We start from the raw sequence: 655 nt of genomic DNA, 5'->3' as shown, positions 1-655 counted from the left end.
TTCTCACGAATTGCATGATTTTCAGTATTCTGTAGCCATGCATAATAACCACTGCGACTAACACGTGCAACAGCACATAATTCAGACACACTATTAGTTAGTTGATATTTGCGAATAACTTGATTTATGACTTCGTATTTTTCGTGTGGAGCTACTTGCGTTTCTTCGCCTTCCTTTCGAGTTCCTCCAGCTTTTTTAGTAATTCAATTTCAGCTTCTAGATAACGAATACGAGCCTCTGCTTTTTCTAGCTTCTTATCAGCGGTTAAATCATTAGTTGAAGGTCTTCCTGTGCTTGCTTTTCCTCTACGTTCTTCTAAAAACCCATTTTCTCCATATTGATTAAAAGTGTTTCGCCAACGGTTTAAAGATGATTTAGCTTTTTTCGGGCCAATCATTTCAAGATCAAATCCATTCTCAATAAAGATTTGAGTAGGTCCTTTACCTGCTAAATTCTCTTCCACTGCTTTAATTTTAAATTCAGGTGTATATTGAATCGCTCGATCAGATACTGAAGCAACATTAGGATTGGCTTCTAACAATTGACGTTGATGTTCATTAAAATAGATTTTACTCATAAAAATAACTCCCGTTCAGATTAATTATGTTTTAGTATAACGGGCTTTTTCCATAGAAAAAACCCCGAATAGGGCACT

1 pseudogene is annotated in these 655 nt (G+C 35.7%); it reads right to left on the bottom strand.

Annotation, left to right across the window (positions count from 1 at the left end):
- Nucleotides 1-577, bottom strand: a pseudogene (locus ACFQU5_RS15950) (HTH domain-containing protein); the annotation flags it as partial.
- Between the last annotated feature and the right edge of the window lie 78 nt (nt 578-655).

This window comes from Ureibacillus sp. GCM10028918, assembly GCF_042666115.1.
GTDB lineage: Bacteria > Bacillota > Bacilli > Bacillales_A > Planococcaceae > Ureibacillus.
This window is presented reverse-complemented; position numbering and strand designations above follow the sequence as displayed.